Annotated in this window: 15 protein-coding genes; 6 read left to right on the top strand and 9 right to left on the bottom strand. The window is 53.8% G+C overall.

The annotated features are described in order from the left end of the window. Positions 1 to 94: 94 nt before the first annotated feature. Positions 95 to 1,792, bottom strand: coding sequence for a secretin N-terminal domain-containing protein (locus GSQ91_RS12995; protein WP_158822013.1), 1,698 nt, complete (start codon positions 1,790 to 1,792; stop codon positions 95 to 97). 401 nt (positions 1,793 to 2,193) lie between these two features. On the opposite strand from GSQ91_RS12995, the gene GSQ91_RS12990 reads away from it, so the two are divergent. Continuing rightward, complete coding sequence (locus GSQ91_RS12990; RefSeq protein ID WP_158822011.1) at positions 2,194 to 3,441, top strand: hypothetical protein; 1,248 nt, start codon at positions 2,194 to 2,196, stop codon at positions 3,439 to 3,441. A gap of 150 nt (positions 3,442 to 3,591) precedes the next feature. Here the strand turns inward: GSQ91_RS12990 and GSQ91_RS12985 are convergent, their stop codons facing one another. The 3 genes from GSQ91_RS12985 to GSQ91_RS12975 all read right to left on the bottom strand — a co-directional run bounded on the left by GSQ91_RS12985 (position 3,592) and on the right by GSQ91_RS12975 (position 9,753). Continuing rightward, entirely contained in the window at positions 3,592 to 4,941 is a 1,350-nt protein-coding gene (locus tag GSQ91_RS12985) for an APC family permease (protein ID WP_158822009.1), read from the bottom strand. Between the two features lie 100 nt (positions 4,942 to 5,041). Further along, on the bottom strand, positions 5,042 to 8,473 hold the full coding sequence (locus GSQ91_RS12980) for a TonB-dependent receptor (protein ID WP_158822008.1): 3,432 nt from the start codon (positions 8,471 to 8,473) through the stop codon (positions 5,042 to 5,044). Between the two features lie 206 nt (positions 8,474 to 8,679). Beyond that, positions 8,680 to 9,753: a LacI family DNA-binding transcriptional regulator gene (locus GSQ91_RS12975; RefSeq protein ID WP_158822006.1), complete on the bottom strand. Its 1,074-nt coding sequence runs from the start codon at positions 9,751 to 9,753 to the stop codon at positions 8,680 to 8,682. 168 nt (positions 9,754 to 9,921) lie between these two features. On the opposite strand from GSQ91_RS12975, the gene GSQ91_RS12970 reads away from it, so the two are divergent. Then, complete coding sequence (locus tag GSQ91_RS12970) at positions 9,922 to 12,162, top strand: discoidin domain-containing protein (RefSeq protein ID WP_158822004.1); 2,241 nt, start codon at positions 9,922 to 9,924, stop codon at positions 12,160 to 12,162. A gap of 91 nt (positions 12,163 to 12,253) precedes the next feature. Here GSQ91_RS12970 and GSQ91_RS12965 read toward each other — a convergent pair whose 3' ends face one another. Genes GSQ91_RS12965 through GSQ91_RS12955 form a run of 3 tightly spaced genes read right to left on the bottom strand, consistent with a single transcriptional unit; the run spans position 12,254 to position 15,860 of the window. Next, positions 12,254 to 13,321: an ROK family protein gene (locus GSQ91_RS12965; protein ID WP_254064548.1), complete on the bottom strand. Its 1,068-nt coding sequence runs from the start codon at positions 13,319 to 13,321 to the stop codon at positions 12,254 to 12,256. Positions 13,322 to 13,348: 27 nt separating this feature from the next. Further along, positions 13,349 to 14,749, bottom strand: coding sequence for a sugar porter family MFS transporter (locus tag GSQ91_RS12960; protein WP_158822242.1), 1,401 nt, complete (start codon positions 14,747 to 14,749; stop codon positions 13,349 to 13,351). A 7-nt stretch (positions 14,750 to 14,756) separates the two neighbouring features. Further along, positions 14,757 to 15,860, bottom strand: a complete 1,104-nt coding sequence (locus GSQ91_RS12955) for an SIS domain-containing protein (RefSeq protein WP_158822002.1) — start codon at positions 15,858 to 15,860, stop codon at positions 14,757 to 14,759. 362 nt (positions 15,861 to 16,222) lie between these two features. Here GSQ91_RS12955 and GSQ91_RS12950 point away from each other — a divergent pair, with 362 nt between their 5' ends. The 4 genes from GSQ91_RS12950 (at position 16,223) to GSQ91_RS12935 (ending at position 21,734) form a co-directional block, all read left to right on the top strand. After that, positions 16,223 to 17,425 (top strand): ROK family transcriptional regulator, encoded by a 1,203-nt coding sequence (locus GSQ91_RS12950; RefSeq protein WP_158822000.1) that lies wholly within the window; start codon positions 16,223 to 16,225, stop codon positions 17,423 to 17,425. 195 nt (positions 17,426 to 17,620) lie between these two features. Next, on the top strand, positions 17,621 to 18,403 hold the full coding sequence (locus GSQ91_RS12945; RefSeq protein WP_254064544.1) for a sugar phosphate isomerase/epimerase: 783 nt from the start codon (positions 17,621 to 17,623) through the stop codon (positions 18,401 to 18,403). 37 nt (positions 18,404 to 18,440) lie between these two features. Further along, positions 18,441 to 19,577: a redoxin domain-containing protein gene (locus GSQ91_RS12940; RefSeq protein WP_158821997.1), complete on the top strand. Its 1,137-nt coding sequence runs from the start codon at positions 18,441 to 18,443 to the stop codon at positions 19,575 to 19,577. A gap of 147 nt (positions 19,578 to 19,724) precedes the next feature. Beyond that, complete coding sequence (locus GSQ91_RS12935) at positions 19,725 to 21,734, top strand: beta-N-acetylhexosaminidase (RefSeq protein ID WP_158821995.1); 2,010 nt, start codon at positions 19,725 to 19,727, stop codon at positions 21,732 to 21,734. Between the two features lie 36 nt (positions 21,735 to 21,770). Here the strand turns inward: GSQ91_RS12935 and GSQ91_RS12930 are convergent, their stop codons facing one another. Next, positions 21,771 to 22,571: a ThuA domain-containing protein gene (locus GSQ91_RS12930; RefSeq protein WP_158821994.1), complete on the bottom strand. Its 801-nt coding sequence runs from the start codon at positions 22,569 to 22,571 to the stop codon at positions 21,771 to 21,773. A gap of 35 nt (positions 22,572 to 22,606) precedes the next feature. Then, positions 22,607 to 25,030: a GH116 family glycosyl hydrolase gene (locus GSQ91_RS12925; RefSeq protein WP_254064543.1), complete on the bottom strand. Its 2,424-nt coding sequence runs from the start codon at positions 25,028 to 25,030 to the stop codon at positions 22,607 to 22,609. Positions 25,031 to 25,225 lie beyond the last annotated feature (195 nt).

Raw genomic sequence — 25,225 nt, 5'->3', positions numbered from 1 at the left:
GTACCACCTTACTTCTTTCGGCCTAACTATTTTCACGCGCAAATTTTGGGATTTCATTTCGGAACGGCAATGGCGCACAGCCGGAAACTCGCGATCAATTCCTGGGTGAGACCGCCTTTATGGTCGTGATCGGCTGTGTCTGCAAATTAGGAACGCGTTGAATCTGGATGGAGTCCCCCGAACCGGTATCGATCTCGCGAGCGGCTCCCGCATCGATCGTCACAGCTCGAACAACGTGAGGAACCAGCATGAAGACAATTTCTGTGTCGGCCACCTCAGTCTCCTGCGTGCTGAACATGTACTTTATTAGCGGCAACTCTCCCAAACCAGGTGTTCCACTCACGTTGTGAGCGAGATTCTTCTGAACAAGGCCGGCCAGAATATTTACTTCGCCATCTTTGAGGCGGATCACCTGCTCTACCTTTTGTTGACTGATAACAGGTTCAGCTACGCCGTCGATCGTATCGGTGGAAGTCTGGGAGGACACTTCGACAGCTAATTTCAGTGTCACGTCGCGGTTCTGGTGAATCGTCGGGGTCATATCGACACTCACACCAACGTCTATGTAGGTGAACTGAGTCTGCACCGCTGATGTCGTTGTGGAAGTGGCAGTCGTATAGGACCCCGTGGCAGTGGGAATCTTCTCCCCTATTTTCAAAGTGGCTCGCTGCCCATCCAACGCCCGCAAGCTGGGATTCTGCAAAACGCGCGTATCGGAGTCCGTAAGCAACAGCTCCGCGGCCGCCTGGCCGATGGAATAACTGTAGGACGAAGTACTGCCGATCTGATTAAGGGTCGCCGTAGAACTCGATGTAACCGTCAGAGAGGTGGGGAGAGAGATACCAATATTCCGTATTTTGTCACGACTGACTTCCATGACGTAGACGTCCACGAGAACCTCGGGCTTGGGAAGATCAAGGCTGGCGATCAAACTTTTAGCAAGCATAATCTCGTCTGGAGTTCCCCGAACCACAATGGCATTCTGGCTCTGCACTGCAAACATCTTCACATTGGGCGTCAATACGTTTCGCAGAGTGGTAATGACATCGTTCAAGTCAGCCTGCTGCCCAACGTTCGTTAGATAGAACGTGCGCACTGCGAGCTGTTCCAATTGTGTTCGCTTGGCGTGGTTGTCTGGTGCAACGTAAATCGTGTTATGTGTGGAAGCCTTCCAGAAGCTGCCAGAGAGATCCCCGAGTACACGGAGTGCCTCCGTGAGCGTCGCTCCTTTCAGATCGATAGTGACTTTCTTTGCGGCAAAGTCGGGGTCTATCAGCACGTTGAGGCCTGCGACTCGACCGATCGTTTGATATAGAGTGTTGCTTTCTTCCGTCATATGCAGGGTGATCGGCTCAGAGGAGATCGTGTCCAGATGAACCGGGGGGCCGGGCTTATCGAGATCGTCTGCGTTTGGAACATCGGGCTCTGAAGAGGGATGGTCCTTCTTTTCCATCTCTGTTTTCGCTTTATCAATGTCCTGTTGCGCCACCACGTCTCCAGGGTCAATCTCCAGCGCACGAAGGTACTCTACCAGTGCTTCCCTGGGATGGTTCTGTTGTTCGAGAGCTTCACCATGATGTACATGCAATGCGGCGGCGTTGGACCGCACACGTTCCATCGCCAGCTTGTAACGGATCTCCCCTGGGGCTTTGCTGAGAGCCATTCCATAGGCCTGATAGGCCGCTTCAAGGTCCTCTCTGGCTTCTGCGGATTCACCCCTTTTGTAGAGAACTTTAGCCGATTGTGCCCGTGCGACTCCAGCATGGAAAGCAGCGAAAAGCAACACGAGCACTATGCGGTTTCCGAACCTTGTAAACATATAAACTTCTTTCTCAAACGCGCACGTCCGCATTCGCGTTGATAAACGCGTATCCCAGCTATTTGATAAGCAGGCAAAGGAAGAATGTGGAGTGCGCTTCCACGATTCCTTAGGTGTTTAGACGCGTAACTCTGAAATCCGCTTACGCTCTACTCGGCTCGAATATGTTTAATTTGACTAAGTACTAAATGAGGTATTCCTACGTCTGAAACATTGAAGGAATACTTTGTGTGAGGCGAAAACGATCTATCTTTTTGCTAGTGATTTCAGCGTTTGTCTCATGCGCTTCGCTGGCCCAACATGGATCGGAAACCGAATGGAAACCACAACCTGAGATTCGTGCGGTTCCCTTAACAACACCCCTACTAAGAAGTATGCATATTGAAGGAGGCCCTGCTGAGTTACTAGTAGATGCGTTTGGGATGTATGGAATTCGAGTAATATTCGCCACTCCCTTTGAGGATGCAAAACCACACCGTGTCGATCTGGAAGATGCTGACCTGGCAACCACGGGACAAGTATTAGGAGCTATGACACATTGCTTCTTTGTTCCCGTCAGTACTCATACGATCCTTGCCGTAACTGACGATAAGCAGCATCGAGCACAGTACGAGCATCTCGTGACGGCGACTTTTGATGTTCCCGATTTGGAGAATTTGAGTACCGAGGAGCGAACCTCAATAGAGACTCTTCTCGTTAGCCTATTCAATGTTTCCAAGGTAGCGGTTCACCGCGATAGCGTGACCGTTCACGCGACGCCGGAGGTGCTTCTGGAAGTCCAGAGCATGCTGGCGACTCTCTACCGTCCTACACCTCAGGTGCTTCTGCAGATCAAAAGCTATATCGTGAGCCGAACGCACAACCGAAATCTGGGAGTTGAGCTTCCACAAACAATCAAAATCTTCAATGTGCTAACAGAAGCGAATAGTTTGATCAGCAGCAACTCATCCGTCGTACAGGAGTTGATCTCGGCTGGCCTCGTAGCCTCGGGGGACACACTGGGGATAGCTGAACTACTGATCGCCGCCGGGTATGCGAGCGACTCGGTTCTCGGTAGCTCTTCCCTTTACTTCGGCGGGGGGCTAACCGCGACCGGCGTGCAGTTTGACTCTATCTCCGCAAATGCCAGCCTCTCAGTATCTTCCGTCCAACAACTGGAAAGCGCGACGCTCCATCTTGCAAATGACCAACCTGGGACATTTAAGGTCGGAGAGCACTATCCCGTTCTGACTGCAACGACATTGGCTGTGGGCGCATCGACTAGTGCAACCAGCAGCTCGGCGACGCCAAGCATTGAATATGAAGATTTAGGTCTTTTGTTGGAGGCTAAACCGCACATCGTATCCGACAAAGAAGTTCTGCTTCATCTTCATGAGACCATCCGCTCCCTGCAGGGAAGCAGCCTCAACACTATTCCCATCCTGGATAATCAGGAGTTCTCATCCGATCTTTCGGTTGCGGCAGGGGTTACGACCGTAGTTGTAAGCAACTTGACCCGTACTGAAGCTTTAGCAACGCAGGGAGTGATCGATTCCATTACGACTAACTCCTCTCGAGACACAAACGACTCGGAGTTGGTCATCACCATTACACCCATCATTACCCGATCGCCATCTCCCTAGCAGACCGCTTCGATGCACGGCCTCAAGGACAGCTTCATCGCTCCAAGACCCAAACGACAACCTTCAACCTGGCACGAAAATTTTTAGTCCTTGAGGGGTTGCGCGAAATGATTAGACATTCGCTAACAGGCAAGATCGAATAGCTCACAACTATGATATCGATGCAGCCAAAGCACGCATCTTTGCTTTTCGGCCATATGTTAGCCACAGTACGATGCCAAGCACTGCCCAAACGGTTCCAACGATGCGAGCCAGTGACCCTAGATTCATCCAAATAAAGAAGCAGACAGCGAATCCTAACAGCGAGATCAGGATTGGAAGCCACTGCGAGCCTCTTCCTTGCCGCCATCCAAGAACCGCGGAGGCGACGTTGACTCCCATAAAGGCGAGCAGCGCTCCGTAATTCAGCAACTCTGTTCCCAGTTGATAGCTGAAGATGAGAGCACCGACAAGGCAAATACCACCAATCATCAGAACGTTATTGCGAGGGATGCGGTTCTTGGGATGAACTGCGCCAAAGAACCGCTTGGGGATGGCTCCGTCCTGTCCCATGGCAAGAAGCAGACGTGCCGCGCCTAGCTGCGACGCCATACCGGAACCAATTGTGGCAAGTAATAGTGCCCCGTTCACAATGGCGAAGACCATTGGGCCACCGGCACGCCCAGCGATGTGAACATAGGCCGTATCTATATCGGGAAAGCTGACTCCACGAGGCCACACTAGTTGGCCAAGATATACCTCGATCGAGGCCAGTACCCCAGTGATGAGACATGTGGCAACAATTGCGCGGGGAATGCTTCGCTCAGGACTTTTCGCCTCATCCGTAAGCGTGGAGATACCGTCGAAGCCTATGTACGTAAGTACCGCGATCGATGTTCCTCGAAACAGTGCAGATGAAGAGAACGTAGATCGGTCATAAAACGGAACTGTATAAAACGACACAGGCTGATGCGGAAGGTGCAGAAGGTAGCGCGTGAATGAGATCACTACCAGCACGATTACAACACCCAGAGCTACGGCCATCATTGTGTTTATTCTTGCGGATGTTTCGACACCGTTCAGGTTCAGCAGGGTGAAGAGCGCTGCGAAAAAAATTGCCCATACGATGTATGGGACTTCCGGCAGAAAATTCTGCGCGGCCTTACTGGACCAGATGGTGCAAATCAGGGGATTGAGAATATAGTCCATCGCCATGCACCAGCCGGTAAGGTACCCGAGGCTGGGATGCAGCTCGCGGCTTACGTACATAAACGCCGAACCACCTTGCGGATACATACGCGCCATGCGGCCATAGCTGATGGAGGTGAACAACATGGCCACCATCGCGCACAAAATGGCGGTGACGACATGCCCGTGCGCCTCGGCGTAGATGACACCGAAGCTTGGCATGGGAGCCGTGGGTTGAATGAGAATGATGCCGTAGAGGATTAGGTCCCAGTAGCCAAGACTGCGTTTGAGCGTTACCTTGCTGGTGTTTACTGCAGACTCGGCAGTGATCATGATCCCTCAGTGGACAGCCGTGCAATAGAGCAGTCTGGGCTGCTGTGACGAGACAGACAGAACCCTCTGCTTCGTCACAACAGCCCAGATCTTTCTCAAGTTAGAAGTTATATTTTAGAGCCACCTGGAGAATCCGCTTCTCACCTGCGCCAAGTATCTGCCCTGTCGTACCGTCGTCCTGCGTAGTGTCCAGATTGTTGAAGTTCGTGTGGTTCCACACGTTGAATGCCTCGGCGCGAAATTGGAACAACTGGTCCCCATACACTTTGATGTTTTTGAGCAGAGCCAGATCCCAGCGCTGGCTTCCTGGCCCCAGAATACTGGCACGTGTAGCATTGCCGGGCCGGAATTCATTCGACGGTACGTCCGCGAAAGCAGAGGTGTTGTACCACGCAGCGATGGTATGTGGAGCATGGCGGTTCGGGTTGCCAACTTGATCCGGACGCGGATCGTTAGGAGCGGTCGCAGAGGTAAAGACACCCAGTCCACCCGGATCGGACGACGAATTGCCGATTGCACTAGACCATTGTCCGGACTGCAATTCGACAATTCCGGATAATTCCCAACCTCCAAGCGCACGACCTACCAGACCTTTTTGTTCCGTGAAGAATGGCAACTCGTAGACCCAGTTTGCATTGAACACATTACGGCGGTCGAATCGAGAGGGACCATATTCGGCACTCAGATTATAGGTATTCTGCGGGACCGGAAGGTTGCCGCCAACCTGGTCGGGGCGGTCAGTCAAGGATTTGGACCAGGTGTAGTTGGCGCTTACCTGAGAGCCTCCTTTGAAGCGCTTTTGCAGGCTGCCCTGAAGCGAGTTGTAGTTCGAACTGAAGATTGGCTCGTAGATATCGATCGGCCCATAGCCCTGGTAGGGACGGATAATATTGAGGAGGTTTTGGTCACCGGCGTCCATCTGCTGAAGTGCAGATGAGTTATTCTCCGTCTCCAGGACATTCTCGATGGTTGAATTATTGGCATAGGCTCCAGGCAGCGGTTGATTGATGTCCACCTGAGAAAGCTGATGGGTACCCTTCGATCCGTAGTAGCCTACGTCAAGAATGATGTCATAAGGAATCTGACGCTGGATGTCGAGATCCCACTGTTGCGCATAAGGCTGATGCCAATCTGTCGACACACCGCCCACCGATTGCACGCTGTTATTGGATGTAGTACCAGCGCCAGGATTATTGAAGGTACCACCAGAGATAGTCGTGTTGCCTACGAACGGCGGATTGATGAACTCACTGTTTTCCAGAAATCCAACGCCAGGTGAATCCAGGAAAATTCCGTAGCCACCGCGAATTGCCGTCTTTCCGTTGTTCCAGGGATCGAAGGAGAAGCCAAAACGTGGCTGGTACCCGTTGTGAAACTGCGGCGCAACAGCAGTGCTGTAGGGCGAGTTGTGCGTCCCATTTCCGCTGCCTCCAATGATCATGCCGTTCAGTGGATCGTAGTTAGGGGTTACTACAACATTGCCATTGCCATCGATTGCTGGAGCATTCGTTGCGTTGTAGCGCGTAGGGGCAAAGTTGGTTGCTCGCCCATTACCATCCGTTGGCTGACGAAAGATCGAATACCGCAACCCATAGCTCACTGTCAGGTTCGGGATTGGTTTATACGCATCCTGACCATAAAACTCAAACTGGTTCTGGAAGATGACCGCCCTGAAGTCGTTTGCCAACTGCGTAAACTGGGAGGGCTGCCCCAAGAGGAACATTGCAAATTCCTGTTCGAACTCAGCCTTTGGATTCGTGTTTGGATCTGTGTACGGGGTGTAGGCAAAGTTAAAGGTCCCCGCATTGTTCCCGCCCGAGTTCTCGGACTTCTCATAGTGGTTATAGGAGAAGCCAAACTTCAGGCTGTGTTTGCCCACAGTCTTTGTCAGATTATCGAAGATGGCATTATTCTTATTGAAATCCCCGTACGTACCAAACCCGAAGAAGCTTGCATTAGAAACGCCATAGGCGATGCTTGGGATGCGGTTAAGCGTCTCCTGGAAGGGCAGTGTGATAGCGCCCACCACATCCGGTGAGTTGGTCGCGGCGAGTTGGCCCGAGTTATGACTCTTGATCGCGCCAGACGACCACGCATACTCCACTTCGTTGACCAAGGTCGGAGTAATGACCCATGTCAGATTGGCGGCCACGTTCTGCCCTGGTGAGTCTGTGGAAGTCTGCGTAACGTTTGGTAATGGGTTTCCGTTGAACAGACCACCACCTTCGACCGTCGGAATCGAATCCTGCATGTAGCGCACGAACCCGGAGAGCTTCGAGTTAAAAGTGTGGTCGATGCGGCCGATCTCCTGCTGGAAGTTGAAGACGTTCCCCTCGTTCGCGAAGAGAAGATCCGAGGTCGAGTCGGACGGCAACGGCAGATGCGAATATATATCTTTGAGATACGCAGCAGCAGCAGGGTTGATAGCGCCGATACTGCTTATATTCGTAATCACCTGTCCCGGGCACGATCCGGTACCCGTTGGATTAACACTACAGACCGGATCTTCGAAGTTTCCCGCCCGCTCATTTGCGTCGGGCACGACTCCTGTTACCGGATTCTGTTGTATTACGCGGCGCAGTTCCTCGGAGTAGAAGAAAAACGTCTTATTGCGCTCCGTGTTGTAGATATGAGGAATGAAGACCGGGCCACCGAGCGTCCAGCCAAAGTCGTTGTAGCGGAAGGGCGTACGGGGAGCAACAGGCGATTGCTGTTTGTTGCCCCAGTCATTCGCATCGAGTACGTTATTGCGGAAAAACTCGTAGACGCCGCCGTGGAACTTCGATTTTCCGGAACGCGTAATGACGTTAATAACACCGCCGGCGCTACGGCCATATTCAGCACTGTAGTTACCACGCAGAACTTTGAATTCGTCAATGGCGTCAACGCTGGGATAGTTCAGCAGAGAAAAGTTGCCACCGCGATCGACGTTGTCGGCACCATCGACTGTCCAGCTATTGGACGAGCCGAAACTGCCATTCAACGAGAACGCCGTCTCGTTCGTGTTGCCGTTCGGAGCGCTGACACCTGCGTAGAGCGCATCGCCGATATCGGCGCTAACCCCAGGCATCAACTGCACCAGTTCTTCATAATTGCGGCTTTGCAGAGCCAGCTCCCGAACCTGCGTGCCAGTGATCAATCCCGTCGCCGCATCGGATTCAGAGTTCACCTGGAGAGCATTGGCCTCCACCGTTACCGTTTCGGAATCGCTTCCCACTTCAAGCACGACAGTCACACTGCGCCTGTCATTGACGTTCAGGATGATGTCCGTCTGTGTTGTCTTCTTGAAGCCGGAAGTCTCGACCGTAACCGAATAGTGTCCAATCGGGAGCAGAGGCGCGGAGTATTCGCCCTCTTTGCTGGTCTTCGCCGTACGCTCCACAGCGTTGCGATCCGTGTTTTTGATCGTCACCTTGGCTCCGGGCACTACGGCGCCGGAGCTGTCAGTCACTATGCCCAGAATTGTGCCTGTGACTTCCTGAGCGACCAGTGGATGAGAACAGCTTGCGAGCAGAAGTGCGACAAGAAGCATTCCACAACCGAAACAACGTGCTGTACATCTTGACAATATGGCAAGCGACATAGGGTCTCCATAAATCTGCAAAGTTGTCGTGACAGACTTGCTATTCTGCTACGTCGATCAAAAGATCCCTCGCACAGATGGGATATTAAATCGATTGAATATAAGTTAATATGTGTAGATATCTTGTCCCAAAGAGAAAGTCAAGAAAGAAATATTTAGCTGGGTCTTGCAGTCGAGTCGCGCAGCACCAGCGATGGAGGCAGAAGTTGAAGATCCGGCGTGACTTCGCGCGATTCGTCCGCCTCTCGCAAGACATCGAGCACACGTCGGGTGGCCAGGCTTCCCATCTCTTCCATCGGCTGACGAATTGTGGTGAGACCGGGCGTACTCAACGCGGCCAGCGGTACATCGTCGAAGCCGATAACAGAGCAATCCTGCGGGGCCGAACGGCCTGTGCGAGCCAAAGCCCGCACCGCACCTAGCGCCGTCAAATCGTCAAACGCTACGAGCCCCGTGAACTTTAATCTTGAGCGAATCAGCTCTTCGGTGAGTTGCACGCCACCTTCAAATCCCGAGATAGGGTCGAGGGTGTCAGAAAGTTGACGAATTCGACGTGGATCGAGCCGTAAACCATACTCTGACGCAAAACGCTGCATTCCGTCCCAGCGGAGCTGGCTATCGCTCAGCTTCGCCGGTCCACGAATGACGGCGATTTGCCTGTGACCAAATTCGTAAAGATGCTTCATGGCCTCATAGCCACCTGCCTCGTTGTCCACAGTGACGGAGCCAATATGCTTCTTCGACACGTCCTGCCCCACCACTACGAGGGGCATCTTCTTTTCCCTCAGCCCTGCGAGTGATTTCCCCTCGTCGAAGAGCCAGTTCGCCACCACGATCAGTGCCTCTACGCGACGCTCCATCAACAAGTCGAGATAGCGCTCAAACTGCTTCCGTTCATGATGTGCATCCATCAGGATAGGCAAATACTGCGTTGGATGAAGCGTTTTCTCGATACCCTTTAAGATGAATACGCAGAATGGATCGGAGATATCGAATACCAGCACACCGATGGTGTTGCTGTGGCGGCTGCGCAAGGAGCGCGCGAAGATATCCGGGCGATAGCCCAGCGCTTGAGCGGTCTTACGAATCCGCTCCTTCGTCTGAGCCGCAACGTAGCGCGAAAGCGGGGCTTCGCTCAACACGATGGACACAGTGGACGGCGAGAAGCCGCTTTTACGCGCGACATCGACAAGGGTGACACGTGCCGATTTAGATTTGCGTTCCGGCATCTCTTTAAACCCACCTTCAAAACAATGTGTTATCGATTATGCACGTTCTAAACGATTCCCCATAGTAAATAGAGAACCACCTTCATGAACTTCGTACAGCCTCGCGAGGGGCGATTGTATTAAAACGATTGAATATCCTGTCAATACCTGTGTATAACAGATTCGACCATGCCGAACCAACCTTTATCCTCGGTGGACCTCACGAGTCGCTCCCGTTGCCGCAATGGCCTGCTGCTAACCGTGTGCAGCTTGATGTCGTTAGGGCTGCTCAACGCGCAGACCGTTCTCGTCGATATCACCCCAGACCACGCCGTCAATCATTTCGTCCCCAGGGAATCGCTCGGCTCAGGCGTCGATCGCATCCCCGTCGGGTCTATCGACAAGGACTTCACAAAAACCACTTTGGACCAGGTCTTTGCAGCCGGATGGCAGCCAGTCACCTATCGCCAGAACACCGACCTTGCCGTCGAAGCCTGGCACTGGAACCCTGAGGGCACGTGGAGCGATCCTGCCGGCAAAGGCTACTTCACCGGCTCTGTTAACTCGACCAAGTTCATCCGCTACTCTTTTGGCTATGCACTCCCGCATCGCGGTGTAACACGCAACGACGGCACCGGTAACACAGGCTATTCGCGGCTGACCGACGGCGATGAAAGCACCTACTGGAAGAGCAATCCCTACCTCACGAGCCACTTTACCGGAGAAAGCGACGCACTTCATCCGCAGTGGGTCATCCTCGACCTGGCGAACGACACACTCATCGACACGCTGAAGATTGTGTGGGCCGAACCCTACGCGAAAAACTATCTTATCCAGTATTGGACTGGCATCGGCACCGATCCCATTCACGCCCCCAAGCGAGGTGTCTGGAATACATTTTCCCAAGGCGAGATCACCAACGGCGCAGGCGGCACGGCACTCCTGCATCTGACCGAAGCGGCGACAGCCGTTCGTTATATCCGCATTTGGATGACGCAGTCCTCAAACACCTGTGATGACCACGGCGCCAGCGATATACGCAACTGTGTCGGTTACGCAATTCGTGAACTTTATCTTGGAACGACCTCGAATGACGGTTTATTCCACGATGTGCTACGCCACACTGCCGATCAGGAGCAGACCGCAACCTTCAGTTCCTCGGTCGATCCCTGGCACACTCCCGATAGCCATGTGAATAGCAAGGAAGCGCAAGTCGGCTTCGACCTCTTCTTTCAGAGCGGCATCACACAGAGCCTACCCGCGATGATGCCTATTGCGATGTTGTATGACACTCCCGACAATGCTGCGGCTGAGATTCGATATCTCGAGAGTCACAAGTACCCTATTTCCACGGTCGAGATGGGCGAGGAAGCGGATGGCCAGTACATGCTGCCCGAGGACTACGCAGCACTTTATCTGCAATATGCCACAGCGCTCCACAAGGTCGATCCGACCCTCAAACTTGGCGGGCCATCCTTTCAAGGTTCGACTCAAGACATCGAAGTCTGGCCCGACGCGCAGGGGAGGACCTCATGGCTCGGTCGCTTTCTGGACTATCTCAAGCAGCACCGGCGCCTGCAGGACCTGCAGTTCTTCTCCTTCGAGCACTACCCCTACGATCCGTGCCGCATCAACTGGGCCAGTCTTTACGAAGAGCCCGGGCTTATCGGCCACATCATGAAGGTCTGGCGCGATGACGGGCTGCAGCCTGAGCTGCCCATTTATCTCACGGAATCAAACCTTTCCTCAGCTACCAGCGAGACCTACATGGATATCTTTGGCGGTCTCTGGCTGGCCGACTATATCGGTTCGTATCTCAGCACCGGGGGCAACCAGGTCTACTACTTTCATTACCTACCGCTCGCAATGGAACGTGGCTGCAATGATTCCCCAGGCACTTTTGGCATGTTCAAGGTGGGGTCCGAGAATCAAATCGAACAACCGCTCTCCCAGTTCTTTGCCAGCCAGATGATTAACCGCGAGTGGCTCCAACATGACGGTGGCACACATACGCTCTTCCCTGCGGCGGCTGACATTGACGATGGCGCCGGACACCAAATTGTGACGGCTTATGCGGTAGAACGGCCCGATGGGGAATGGTCCGTCATGCTGATCAATAAAGACCAACACACAAGCCACAGCCTAAATCTCGTGTTTCAAAACCTGCAAAGCAAGAGCGAAAGCTACTTCACAGGACGGGTTCATGAAGCCGTTTTTGGCAGTGGGCAATATCACTGGAATACCGTTCAGCGCGATTTCAATGCCCATCTACCATTAGCCGCGGACACACCAGCAAACATTAAGACAGGCGATCACGCGGATCCAGATGGTCCCATCGCGACGCGTGAGCTGGAGACGGGTAAAGCGACAAAATACGAGCTGCCACCGGCTTCTATCATCGTCATTCGAGGCAAGCTCGCGAGCAAGTAGTACAAGTTTGCTCGACATGATGATGCCGAGCAAACCTGTACTAACTATGAAAGATGTAACTACCTCGATGCGATTTAGAGTGGGGCGAGAGCTATTCTCGACTGGATCCTTCGCTTGCAAAAAGCCCCGGGCGAGAATTTACAGTATCTAGTGCGAGTCGAAGGGCCCCCATCAGTTGAGCGTCCGTTCCCAAGGCACTGCGCATCAGTTGCGGCTCGCTTCGCATATTCAACTGCCCCAACATTTTTTGCGTCTCGCTGCAGAGTGCCGGGTGCATACCTACACCTCCGCCCAGGACAAAGAGAGGGCAGTTCAGCACCAGAGCCATGTTGTAGATCGCATACGACAGCATACGAGCGGTTTGCTCGAGGATGGTCTGTGCGAGCGCGTCTCCCGCAAGCGCATGGTCGAAGATTTGAGTTGCAGTCAGATCTTTCGGCAATGCAGTACCTTTAGCACTCCAGAGTTTCTGCCATTGTGTCTTGATGCCTTCTCCGCCAATGACGCTCTCGAGGGCTCCGGGTTCACCGTGATTCCCAGGAATGGTCGGTGTGCCAGGCACAAGCATGTAACCAATTTCGCCAGCAGCCCAATCTCTTCCACGATAGGAACTGCCGTTCACTATGACGCTTGCGCCGATGCCAGTTCCAATCGCAAGAAACACGAAATCTCGTGCTCCTTTTGCGGCTCCAGTCCAGCTTTCTCCGAGGGCAGCAAGGTTTACGTCGTTGTCCACAGCAGCCGGCGCATTGAATGCGTCTTCAAGCAGGGCGCGCAGAGGAACGTCTCGCCATCCCATGAGATATGAGGTTGCGATCACGATCCCTGCGTCGACATCAGTAATACCGGGCGCACCGGCGGCAACTGCCTTCAATGCGTGGCGGGGCGCAGAAACCTGTTCTAGAAGCGATTCCACACCGTTCTTAACGAGCATGATGACCTCATCTGCATCGCGGACGCCGACAGTCGAGCAACCCCACTTCGCTATGACGACGCCAGACGTGTCGGCCAGCGCCAGGCGCAGATTGGTTGCTCCGAGGTCTACGCCGACGACGTAGCCGGTATCCTCCGTTGCTGTAGAGTTCTGCTTTACGGAGATGGTGCTGTGGATCTGTCGTGGCGTCATTCCTGAAGTGGCCTCTTGTAAACGGTTTTGCATGATCAAGGTTTCTCTTGCGTGGTTCATTTATGACGCAATTGCATTGTGTCCGGAACTGATGCTCTCCAGCTCGCGCCCCTTTGTTTCCGGGACGATGAAGCGTACAAAAAGCAGCGTAACTATACAGAACACTCCGTAGATAACGAAAGTGAATGTATTGCCCGCGGTTTTGATGAGAGATAAAAATGTAATCGAGACTACAAAATTAGCGGCTCCGGAGCCGAGCGATGCTGCTGCAACACCACGACCGCGCAACTGCAGAGGAAAGACCTCGGAGACAAGAATCCAGGCAATAGGTCCCATGCTGAACGCGAAGCAGGTGATGTAGACCATCAGGCAGATGGTCGCAATGACACCGGGCAATGCCCCGAACGCCGCCGGATTGTGAAACGAATAGGCGAGTAAAAAGAGCGAGACGGTCATGCCGCTGACACCCGCGTAGAGCAGTGGCTTGCGCCCCACCCGGTCGACCAATACCAGAGCAATGATCGTGGCCAGCACATTGGTTACAGCAACCAACAGAGTGGCGAAGATTGCGCTCCTGTTCGATGTAATACCGGCGAGAGCAAATATCTGCGGCCCGTAATAGATGATGGTGTTGATACCGGTGACCTGCTGCAGAACGGTGAAACCAACCGCGATCAAGAGATAGTAGCGAACCGCGGGACTCCAAAGCGCGCTCCAGCGTTTTTCTACCTTAAGTTGCAAAGCGGAGCGAATATCTTCGACCAACAATCGGGCACCAGCTTCATCCGTAAAGGCACTCAGCACAGACTGTGCCTCAGCAACCCGATTCTGCGCAAAAAGCCACCGAGGGCTCTCTGGAAGAGTGAGGAGCAGCACAACGAACAGTACCGCCGGCACGGCTCCAAGGCCAAACATCAGTCGCCACGCATGTTGTCCGGCCAACCAATAACCCACCAGGTCGGCCAACGCGATCCCTACTGTGAGCGCGAATTGATATAGCCCAATGAGCGTTCCACGCGATTGTGGCGGTGCCAACTCGGAGATATAGACGGGTGCAGTAACGGAGGTAAAGCCGATGGCAACGCCCAGAAACGCGCGGGCCACGATCAGCGTGGCTGCATTGGGCGATGCGGGAGCGAGGAGTGAAGCAACAAGGAAGATGCCGCCGCCCCAGAGCAGCGTGGCACGTCTGCCGATGCGGTCAGCAATACTGCCTCCCGCGATTGCACCGGACATCGCGCCGACAAGTACGACGCTTACCACGACCTCTTCCATGCGCGTGGAGAGCGAGAAGGATTCGCGCACAAAGATCAATGCAGCGGCGATAATGCCCATGTCAAAACCGTAGAGGATGCCTCCCAGTCCGGCGATAAAGGACACTTTCCAGATAAAACTTCGACGGATCTGTGTTTGTACAGCGATTCCTATATCGGACAAGGTTTCCTCTTCGTTAGCAAAGATACTTGTATTACTGTTCCATCACACCGTATTGAAACCGAGGTGGCAGCCGACATCCTGTTCTTTCCACCATGCCCAGAGTGAGCGCTTGCGGTACCAGAAGTGAGGTAATGCCTTCCCATGGCTCAGGCACCGGATCAATCCGGACCGGAAACAACTTGTCCGTCGCCTCATGGTCTTCTGTAGCGACAAGGACAACCTTACCGCCGCGACGATTGCACTCCTTTGCGAGTTTGACCCCGAGTTCTGCAACTCGCCCCAGAGCAAAGATGATCGCTACGTGGGATGCGTCCACATCCAGGTTGGGACCATGCCGAAATCCCGCGCCGGTATGTGCTGCAGCCCTGTGACCGCTCATCTCGCGAATACAGAGTGCGCTCATGATGGCGCCACCGTAGGCCGCGCCTCGGCCCACAATCTCTATATTGGCTGCGCCCCTGCAGAACGCTTCCAGTTCACTGCGGAGCGCGAAGACGGGATCGAGATTTGCTGCAAAGATCTCGGCCGCACGCTCGGCCTCTTCCTCCCAGGAACGGCCAAGAATTTCGGAAGCAAGAATAATGGAAGCCGCCGTGGCATTGGTGTAGGTCTTCGTCGCGTTGCCGTACTCTGGACCGGCCAGAATTGGGAGTCTATTTTGAGCCAACTTCCAGCAGGTACTTGCGGGGTTATTGCAGATTAGGCCGAGTGCTCTTTCGCCGCCAAGCTTGAAGAGCTCTACCAACTCTGCACTCTCACCGGATGTGGTGAGAAGCACGGACAATGCCGCATCATCCCATGTCGGTCGCGCATAGTGCAGCCACTCCCCTGCGTCTACTGAAAACGAAGATCTTCCATGTGTCTCAAGGAGAACTGATCCGCTGATTGAAGAACAGAAGGAAGCGCCCATACCTATAAAGAGAATTGGCCCCTTCTTCGCTGCCAAATCGCGGAACTTCCTCAACTCGGTGCGAAGTGCGGAATCGCCACGATAAGCCTGGATCAGGTCGTGAAGCCGATGAGGCTGATCCCGGCACTCGATCTCGAGTATCTGTGTGCCATTGGCCGCAAGTAGTTCCTTAGAGGGCTCAATGCCTGCGATCCAGCGTGGTCCTTGTTGATTCACTTCTCCCATTCCATTCCTCAATCCAAAAATCACCACAGATAGCTTCTATTCTTCAGGGATGCATAAGAATAGCTTGCATGATCCAAGACTGATGTCACGAACCGCCTTGAGTGGCCTTACAAAATGCTGACGATACATGGGAGACCGATCCAGATGAGATGAAGCAGAGCCACAAAATCGCTCCATTCCGGATGTCGGATCCATATACTTCCTAATGGTTATTTAGTATCCTTTGTAAGGAAGCATAAAGCAAGAGCTTCTTTGCACAAGGAAAGTTTGTGGAAGAAGGGATCAGCTACACAAATTCCGGATGACTGTGCGTCATGACTGGCATATAGTAACCCTGAGAACTTTATTCTCCCCGGAACTAAGTGAAGAAAAAGTCGATTCCAATTGGTAGACCTTCCGTCCTGCGCCATGCGAATGCGCATGGCATTCTAAAGCTGCTGCGCGAATGCGGTTCGTGCTCGAGGGCGGACCTTGTCCGTGCCTCCAATCTAAGCGCTCCGACTGTCACCAATGTAGTCAAAGACCTTCTGTCGGAGGGTCTTGTCGAGCCACTGGGAGAGGGAGAATCCAATGGAGGACGCCCCCCTGACATGATCCGCTTCAGAGCGGAGCGGGGCTGCCTGCTTGCCGTGGAAATCTCCGCAGAGAGCATTTTGCTTCTCCTCACTGACCTGAATGGCAGCGAACTCGAAACCCAAAAACTCTCTCTGGCAAAGCGGAAGACCACTCCTGATGCCATCTGTGGCTATATCGGAGAAGAGCTGAAAATTCTTCTCCGAAAACAAAAAAAGACCCGGGCACAGCTGCTGGCGATGGTCGTTGGTGTGCCTGCGATTACGAATGTCGAAGAGGGCAGCGTCCTGTCGATCAGCACGCTGGAAGGCTGGCGCTCCGTGCCTTTGCGCGCCATGCTCAGTAAGATAGCCAACTGCCTGGTCATCGTGGAAAACGATATGAATCTGGCCGCCCTGGGTGAGCATTATTGCGGAGCCGCGCAGTCCGAGAAAAACTTCGTTTTCATGAAAATCGGCACAAATGTAGGCGCGGGCATCTTCCTGGGAGGCAGGATTCATCACGGCTCGCAATGGTCTGCCGGTGAAATCGCCTATCTCCGCCTGCCTTCCATCTCGCGTAGACAGCCAACCATCCACGAGTTCGGTGAATTGGAGATGGTACTGACAAGTTCGGGAATCCTGAAGAGCTGGCAAGAGGAGAGCGGGAAGACTTCCAGGACCGGCAGAGAGATAGACGCGATGGGTATCCTAAATTTGGCCCAGGCTGGGGATGTCCGCGCGGAAAAGATCGTCCGTCAGCGTGCAGAGATTGTGGCGGACATTATCGTGAATCTGTCGCTTATTCTGAACCCTGGCTTGATTCTCCTGGGCGGAGAAATTGGCAGCCACCCTGCATTGATCGATTTAGTGCGGAAACAGCTGGAGGGCGACGAGTTCGCCGTCACTAAGGTCGGCGCCAGCGCCCCGGGCAATCGCGCCGTACTGTGGGGTGCGATCTCTTTAGCCTTGGATGCAATCCCCGGAGTTCTGCTCCCACAGCCCGCCATCTGAATTCAGGCCTAAATCAAAGAGACTGATCATAGATAGCAGGTGCCAGGGAATTATCTCTTTCCGCTATTTTTGACAGCCTGTTTTGTTATGTGGTCAACTTGCTGGCATGGCGACTTTGTTAGAGAACGTTATAAACTGCTAGCCGTAAAGGAATAGGCAAAAGGTGACCCCTTCATGACGACGCGCAGGAGTTTTGTGAAGTTTGCCGCGGTTAGCGGCCTGGTCAGCATCGCCGCTCCACTTTTTGCTCTCAGCAGGCTAAACATTGGGGTAGGCACGTATAGCTATCACGGTCTTTCTGTCGACGACATGATTATCCAACTGAACGCGCTGCACATTCGCGAGATAGAGATGTCGCGCGGCGAGTTCATGCTGATGAATCATCCGCAAGATCAGTTGTTCCGCACGACACGAGAAAAGCTGGACCGTGCCGGTATCCGTTGTGTGTCCTATTATTCCGCCACTCTTAAAGATAACCAGGATATTGAAAATGCGGTTCGCTTCGCGAAGCTGCTGGGTTGCAGCAATATCACCGGCGATGCGACTGGAAGCATTCTGAACCGAATCGATCAGCGCCTGACACAGGAAGGGCTGACTTTCGGCATTCACAACCATTTCTTCCCAAATGTTAAGTTCGCATACGAGAGCCCGGAGGATGTGCTGAATGCCCTTTCGACGTTGTCTCCCACCATGGGAGCGACAGCGGATACCGGCCATTTCGCATCCTGTGGCTATGACCCGGCCGATGCCATTCGCAAGCTCGCACCTCGCCTGCGGATGGTGCATTTGAAAGATGTCAGAGCAAGAGGCGGCGAGGTGAATGTGCTGTTAGGCACCGGGGCCTCAAGAATTCCAGAAGTCATGCAGGAACTGCACCGCCAAAATTTCCGCGGTTTGCTTGCCGTCGAGTACGAAAAAGAGGGTGACGTCGATCGGGATATGGTGCAGGAAATTACCTTTGCGAGAAAACTCGCGTAACCGCGGTTCATCGTGGGCCGCTGCAGGGAGAAATACGATGCAGAAGCTGTTTACGTTTGCCCTGATCTCACTGATGTCGCTAGCCCTGCGGGGAGAAACGCCACATCCCATCCTTGCTCTGGGTTCGCCCGCCCCGAATTTTGCTCTCCCGGGGGTAGACGGGAAAAACCACCAACTGAGCGACTATGCGAGTAGCCCTGTTCTTGTCGTGGTCTTTACTTGCGACCACTGCCCGATTGCCCAGATGTATGAGCACCGCATCGAACAACTCTATGAAGATTACGGGAAGCGCGGCGTGGCAGTCGTTGCGATCCAGGGCAACGATCCGAAGGCGACCACCATCGAGGAACTCGATTCTTCCGATGCCGGCGACACGCTCAATGAGATGAAAGCCCGCGTGCAGTACAAGCATCTCCGCTACCCTTACCTGTACGATGGCGCAACCCAGGCTGTGACCCGTGCATACGGTCCGCAGGCTACACCACATGTGTTCATCTTCGATAAAGATCGCCACCTTCGCTATGAAGGCCGTATGGATAACAGCTATCGCATCGAGATGGTGAAGACGCAGGATGCACGCAATGCGATTGAAGCGTTGCTCTCTAATAAGCCAGTCCCAGTAACCCACACAGGGGTCTTCGGATGCTCGACGAAGTGGCAGGAGAAAGAATCGCTCCGTGAGTCATACGACCAAAAGCTGGAAGCGCAACCTGTCAGTGTGGACCTAGTGGACGCGCAGGGCCTGAAGAAGCTACGCGCCAATGCGGGTGACAATTTCACGCTGGTGAGCTTTTGGGCCACCTGGTGCGGCTCCTGTGTAGCAGAGTTCTCGGATTTGCAGGATACGTTCCGCATGTACAGCGACCGCGGCTTCAATCTGGTGACCGTATCTGCGAATATGCCGGATGAGAAGGCCAGCGTCCTGCGGCTACTTCAGAAGAAACATGCCACAAGCCGCAACCTGTTGTTTGGCTCTGACGATACAGCTGCGCTGCAAGCAGCGTTCGACCCGAAGTGGCAGTCTGCCGTGCCCTACACGGTGCTACTTGGCCCAAATGGCAAAGTTCTCTATAGTACGCTCGGCTCGGTCGACATACTGGAGCTGCGCCGGAAACTCCTGGCAGCAATGCCTTCCGACTATATTGGATTCAATCAGTACTGGACGAATCCGTAGAGAAACATCGATGATCCCAATCATCTATATTGTGGGTTCAGCAATAAGCGGGCCAGCTCAGTACGTGAGCTGGCCTGTTTTCCGTAGTCGTCAAACCACTTCCTTAGGAATAGAGCCTTGAGTCTATACAGTGAAATAAAAAGATTAATGGTGGCAGCCCTCTTTCTGAGTGCCGTATTGCCTGGCAGGGCGGCAGAACTGAACCTTATGCCCTGGCCTTCGCATGTGACGCAGCAAGAGGGATTTCTTGTTCTGGGGCATACACCGCAAATCGAACTTACTGGCGGAGACGAGCGGGTTAACCACGCACTGACGCGGTTTCTGCAAAACCTCTCTCTACGTACCGGAGTTCCTTTCGATCACCACTTTTCTGGAGTTCCCGCTGGACCGCACTTTGTTATCCGCTGTGCTGGTCCAGGACTTCGTGTTCAGGCTCTGGAAGAGGACGAAAGTTATCATCTGGTCATCAGCCAGAGAGGTATTGAATTAACGGCTGCAAATCCTCTGGGGATTATGCATGGCCTGGAAACCGTGCAGCAGTTGGTTGAACCGAAACCACAGGGCTGGGTTCTCCCTGTCCTTCAGATTGACGACACCCCTCGCTTCGCCTGGCGTGGCTTGATGATCGACGTATCACGGCATTTCATGCCGCTCGGAGCCATTGAGCGAAACATCGACGGAATGGCTGCGGTCAAGCTGAACGTTTTGCATCTGCACCTTTCCGACGATGAAGGATTTCGTGTAGAGAGCAAAAGCAGCCCTAAATTGACTGGCCTAGCCTCCGATGGACTTTTCTATACCCAAGACCAGGTGCGCGATCTGATCGCGTATGCGCGCGACCGCGGCGTACGTGTGGTTCCAGAGTTTGATGTCCCCGGTCACGCAGTGAGCTGGCTGGTCGCCTATCCTCTCCTGGCCTCTGGTCCTGCGCCCCAGGGACTGGTTCGATCAGAGTATGACACCGTGCGCCCACCCTTTGACCCCACGCAGGAAGCGACCTACGAGCTGCTCGACACTGTCTTTGGTGAAATGGAGAGCCTTTTCCCCGACCGGTATTTTCATATCGGCGGCGATGAGGTAGATGGCAAGTATTGGGACAACGACACATCTATCCAGACATGGATGCGCGCACACAACATCAAAGACAATCATGCCCTGCAGACGTACTTTACAAAACGCGTGCAGGAGATCGTCCGCAGACACGGTAAGGAGATGGAAGGATGGGACGAGATTCTGGATGGAGGTCTACCAAAGGATTCGCTCATTCAATCCTGGCGCGGCGCAGGGTCGCTGGCGGATGCTGCGAGGATGGGTTATAGGACAGTACTGTCGGCGGGCTACTATCTCGATCTGATGTACCCTGCATCCCAGCACTATGCCGTTGATCCACTATCAGGCAAAAGTGCAGCCCTCTCCTCAGAAGAGAAGTCGAACATCATTGGCGGAGAAGCCGCACAATGGGCGGAATACGTTACACCGGAGAACCTGGATAATCGGCTGTGGCCACGGCTCGGGGCCATTGCTGAACGGCTATGGTCTCCAGCGTCGGTGACCGATGTTACCTCCATGTATCGCCGCGTGGCTGTGCTCAATCGCAATCTGGAGTGGCTCGGACTGGAACACCAAGCCAGTAGCCGCAGAATGCTGGGTCGCATAGAAGGCGATGATATGCCGCCCCAATTATTGGAAACACTGGCTATGGCTGTCGAACCGGTCAAGGAATATGATCGCGAAAAGACGCAGGGATATGATGGCGAGGCCCCGCTGAATCACTTGGTGGATGCGGTCTCACCGGAGAGTGATTCGGCGAGACGGATCAATGCACTAGCACAGCGTGCAGTTTACGATCCGTCTGCGCGACCGGAGTTGCGGAAGTGGTTTATCCAATGGCGTGATAACGACGCACTATTGGAGCCTTATCTGTCTGTCTCCATATTGCGTCAGCGGCTCGTTCCACTGTCCCAGAGCCTTTCGGTGCTGGGAACTCTGGGCCTGGCGGCACTCGATTCTATTGAATTGAGGCATCCTGTCACGCTGGAACAACGCAAAGGACAGCTTGCAAGGGTGGAAGGAAGCACCGCACCGCACGCAGAGTTATTCCTTGTGGTCGCCCCCGCCGTTCGCGTACTTGTCGAAGCCGAACCTGGCGCTCGGTAGCAGCCATCGAGAGTCGCGCTGCTACCAACGAAAGTACTATCGCTGAGCTGCCCAGAAAATGGAGTTTTTGAAGATTGTCGTGAAAGCCGGATTCTGAAACAGATCCGGGTGGTGCCCCATAAAAATATAGATATTTCTAGCCTTATAGTGTTCGTTTGTCCAGATAACAGGGTGATCCCCCATCTTGGTCTTCGTGTTGGGCGCATAGGTGTTTTCGTCTACGCTGGCCAGCACATGAACATTAGGGCGAGGAGATTTGTCCCATGTGTACCATTCCTCCTGGCTGATAAGAAACGGGGTTTTAACGCCTTTCATGGATGGGTGAGAGTTGTCTTCAACAGTCACCGTTCCATCGGCAAAGGTCGAAATATATCCCGTGAAGCGAATGCCCCCCATGAAGTTGGAGAACCAGGGCCACATTTGGAAGCCGTCAAATTCGCCGAGCAGCGTGGCGTGGTGGAATCCAATCCACCCTCCCCTGCCTTCTTCGATGTACTTTACAAAGGCAGCCTGAGCCGTAGGCGTCCAATTGTATGGAGGGTAGTTGAGCTGGATAAACAGCTGATATTTGGATAGAAATGCGTCGTCGATCTTATCGGTATTTTCGATGTAATCGACAGTGAAGTTATTCTCAGATGCCAGCTTGTTGAGCCAGACTTTCGCCGCATCGACGAATGGTTGGTGAAGTCCACCCGATTCGGCGAGCGCAATAACCCGGAACTTTGAAGTTCCCTGCTCCGGGACCGCCGCTCTGACGGTAGTCACACAGACAAGCAGGAGTATGAACAGCCACATTGCTGGATTTCGTAGTGAAAGGGTACGCAATTTTTGCTGCATGTACGTTCAACCTCGATTCGGGGTGACTGAAGCGTCTATTTTTCTCTTGCTGGAGTCATTTCCAGAGCCCAGATCGCCGTTGGGCGCATGTACATTCCGGCCCGGAAGTTTCCGGTGATGTCCCATGCTTCGGGCGTCCGAAACCAGTAGCCTTTGCTTTCGTAGATCACGTGATAAAGCCCCTCAGTAGTCTTCCAGGCCTCATCTTTCATCCCTTCGCTCATTAGCAAGCCGGCATACCCAAGAGTCGTTCCCACCCAGACCTCTTTGGCCTCTGCATTTGTGAGAATGGAGCCATCTGCCGCCATACCATTGGCCGCTCCCATCTCGCCATGACCAAACTTCATCACGTTGAAGTCGAAGATTTTCTTCGCCGCCGAGAGCTGCATCTCATGCGGCACGATGTCACCAAGACCGGTGAGGTTGGCATACCATTGCCCGGCAAGTTGATCGGCCTGGATGTCATCTTTGGATTCGCTGCTAGTGTCGTAGCGGAAGTATTCGCCATTCCATAGCTGGGACACATAGGTCTTCTGCCCCTTTAGAAAGAGGGCGTGATACTCCGCCGCTGTTTTTGTATCGCCGAGAGCGCGCGCCGACTCTTCTCCAGCGCGCAGGGCAGCGAGCCACAGGCCACCTGAATAGGCGCTCACCCCACGAACCACCCAGTCATCATAGGTTTGATCGGGATAACCGCTGTTTTCGGGAACACCACCGCCATGATCGAACTGGCGAAGATATTCGATCGCGTCTTTGACCGCAGGCCAGGTTTCGCGGAGGAATGCGGTGTCAGTACGACCAGTAAGAACGTAGTCTCGATAGACCATCAGTACGAATTTGGAGTTGAGGTCTTTCCAGTCGTTGGTATCCTGCCAGCCCGGTTCATTGACGGCGATGAAGGGATCACCTTCCGGCACACCCAGATCGTGAGGTACCGCGCCGATCTTCTTGCGCTTGTGCGTAATGGGTACGCCGTCCTGCTGGGACTTCCATACCCAAAGCCCTTGTTCCGGCCATTCTTTGGGGACGGTATCGGAAAATTCTCGCAATACCTGTTTATCGATGTCCGGCCAGAACTTCAATAGCGGAAGAGATGCATAAAAACGAACGTCGAGCGTGCCATAGTAGGCGTAATCAAAGCATTCGAGCAGTGCGAAACTGGGCTTGGTCTTCGCGTCAGAGCCTATCTGGCGCCCCCAAAACGTTCCTCCGTCAGTGAGCGCATAAAGTTCGTTGAAAAGCATGCCGCGATACCACAGCGGCTTGCTTTCATCGGAGATATAGGGGGCCTGCCACTTGTCGATCTGATCGCTCCACTCACCGGCATGGAGCAGACCGTCACGGGCTATCTTCCAGGCATTCTGGCCAGATGTTCCGTAAAAATCCGTATAACGGCGGTCCCACTTTCTCCCTTCTCCAAACTGGATTACCGGGAAGTCCCATGCGACGACCATGGGAACGACCTTTTTCTCACCAGGACGCAGCGTGAAGCGCAGAGCGATTGCGCCTGCCAGCTTTTCCTTATCGCTGACCCACGATTTCCCGTCATTGGCTAACCTGCCGTCTTTCGAGAACGCCGACCAAACTGCTTTGCCGTCCCCTGACGCCTGATACGTGGTCTGGTAGGTGACTTCCACGCCTGGCGACTCCATCGCCGCAATAGCGAACTGCCCGTCCCATTCGTTTGGTGAATCGCTTACACGGTTTCTATCGAAGACGATGCCTTTCATCGTTCCCGCATCCCCGATCTTTTCGCTCACGTAGTCGTTGTGGTTACCTTGATTGGGCGCGCCCTTAAAATCGCGTGTAAAGGTACGGAACCAACCTGACATATTCGTCCAGGAAAGAAGCACCGAAACGACGACCGTCTTATTGGTGGGATTCTCTGCATGCCAACGGTACACGGCGACGGGGTAACTGGATTCACGATAGTTATTGGGAAGAACCGGCGAAAACTGCTCCAGTGTGACGTGGGCGGGGAACTTGTCCCACTTGTAGTCGAACCATGACTTCGGGAAGAGCCCATAGTAGTCGCCCGCTCCGACCGGATAGTCCCATTGCCAACTGGACAACTCGCCATCAGAGGGATGGCCGTTCATGAGTGCCTGGGCTGTGCCGTGAGCATCGCCCTCGGACTGCTGGAACATGGCGAACTGATTGGCATACACAGGCTCATATTTATGGACTCCAGCTTTGACATGCCAGCGAGCGAAATCGCCACGATAGCTGCGGGAGAACGTCCCGGCGCCAAAGCCACCGACGGGAACACCCTGCCAGTATCCGTCATCGATATCGCCGGCGGAGCGCGTCACTCCAGGATTTTCCAGGGGGAGTCCCAGCGGGCGTTTCCAGGCAGCCTTTGGAATGCCGTCCTGGCTCCAGGCAATAGAAGCTGTTGAAAGACAGAGCGTAAACGCCAGGATACGGAATGCCAGACCACGGATCAATGTTCGCTTCACGGTGCTCCCAATAGTTCTCAGGTTTTGTACGGGTCCAGATTCGGGCAGGCGTATCAGAAACGGGAAATTCGCCAAGTCTGTACCGTACGGTTGCAGCGAGGAGGTTGTTGGGCTTTGCCGTAAAACGGCATCCCTTGGGCCTCGGAGAAAAAAGAACTTGCCAACCCATCGCTTTGAGAGTAGATACTAACTAAC

Source organism: Granulicella sp. S156 (genome assembly GCF_009766105.1).
In the GTDB taxonomy this organism is placed as follows: domain Bacteria; phylum Acidobacteriota; class Terriglobia; order Terriglobales; family Acidobacteriaceae; genus Granulicella.
This window is presented reverse-complemented; position numbering and strand designations above follow the sequence as displayed.

Bases quoted from the DNA above. Each gene is read 5' to 3' on its own strand.
- GSQ91_RS12935 (WP_158821995.1), top strand. From the start codon at position 19,725: ATGGTGGCAGCCCTCTTTCTGAGTGCCGTATTGCCTGGCAGGGCGGCA.
- GSQ91_RS12990 (WP_158822011.1), top strand. From the start codon at position 2,194: ATGCATATTGAAGGAGGCCCTGCTGAGTTACTAGTAGATGCGTTTGGG.
- GSQ91_RS12980 (WP_158822008.1), bottom strand. From the start codon at position 8,473: ATGCTTCTTGTCGCACTTCTGCTCGCAAGCTGTTCTCATCCACTGGTC.
- GSQ91_RS12955 (WP_158822002.1), bottom strand. From the start codon at position 15,860: ATGGGAGAAGTGAATCAACAAGGACCACGCTGGATCGCAGGCATTGAG.
- GSQ91_RS12940 (WP_158821997.1), top strand. From the start codon at position 18,441: ATGCAGAAGCTGTTTACGTTTGCCCTGATCTCACTGATGTCGCTAGCC.
- GSQ91_RS12930 (WP_158821994.1), bottom strand. From the start codon at position 22,571: ATGCAGCAAAAATTGCGTACCCTTTCACTACGAAATCCAGCAATGTGG.
- GSQ91_RS12975 (WP_158822006.1), bottom strand. From the start codon at position 9,753: ATGCCGGAACGCAAATCTAAATCGGCACGTGTCACCCTTGTCGATGTC.
- GSQ91_RS12965 (WP_254064548.1), bottom strand. From the start codon at position 13,321: ATGCAAAACCGTTTACAAGAGGCCACTTCAGGAATGACGCCACGACAG.
- GSQ91_RS12970 (WP_158822004.1), top strand. From the start codon at position 9,922: ATGCCGAACCAACCTTTATCCTCGGTGGACCTCACGAGTCGCTCCCGT.
- GSQ91_RS12985 (WP_158822009.1), bottom strand. From the start codon at position 4,941: ATGATCACTGCCGAGTCTGCAGTAAACACCAGCAAGGTAACGCTCAAA.